Source organism: Micrococcus sp. HSID17227 (assembly GCF_003989405.1).
Lineage (GTDB): Bacteria > Actinomycetota > Actinomycetes > Actinomycetales > Micrococcaceae > Micrococcus > Micrococcus luteus.
On sequence record NZ_RBLN01000533.1, the window covers coordinates 1 to 798 of the forward strand.

Here is a 798-nt window from a genome sequence, read left to right on the forward strand (position 1 = left end):
GCAAGTTGCGGGTGAGCGAACGGATGGCGTGCCGTCTGGTCGGGCTGAGCCGCTCCGCGTACCGGCGACCGCTCAAGGGCGACACGGTCGCGGACCCGGATCGGGCGCTCAGGGAGTGGCTGCGCGCCTGGGCGAAGGACCATCCCCGCTACGGGTATCGGCGGGCGTATCACGACGCCCGCGCCGAGGGGTGGGTGGTGAACCACAAGAAGATCCAACGCCTGTGGCGTGACGAAGGGCTCCGGGTCCCGCAGCGGCGTCGACGCAAGCGCGTCGGGTCCTCGACCGTCGACGCGCCGACGGCGGACGCGCCGAACGTGGTGTGGGCGGTGGACTTCCAGTTCGACGCCGACGAGCACGGACGACCGATCAAGATCTGCTCGATCGTCGACGAACACACCCGGGAGTGCATCGGCGGCCTCGTGGAGCGCTCGATTACCGCCGACCGACTCACCGCCCACCTCGAGGACCTCGTCGCCGCCCGGGGCGCCCCGGCGGTGCTCAGGTCGGACAACGGGCCGGAGTTCATCAGCGAGGCGATGGCCGACTGGGCCGGCACCCGCACCGGCCTGTCCTACATCCCTCCGGGCTCGCCGTGGCGCAACGGGTACGTCGAGTCGTTCAACAGCCGGATCCGCGACGAGTGCCTCAACATCAACAGCTTCTACTCGCTGCTGCACGCACAGGTCATCATCGGCGACTGGAAGGACGAGTACAACCACCACCGCCGGCACTCCTCGCTCGGCTACCTAACCCCAGCCGAGTACGCTCGGCAGTGCACCCATCAAATGGAAACCG

1 protein-coding gene is annotated in these 798 nt (G+C 68.8%); it reads left to right on the forward strand.

Annotated features, from left to right (window positions below; all coding sequences use genetic code 11):
* A partial coding sequence (locus D8M29_RS13125) for an IS3 family transposase (RefSeq protein WP_127446077.1) occupies positions 1-798 on the forward strand: 798 nt, incomplete at both ends.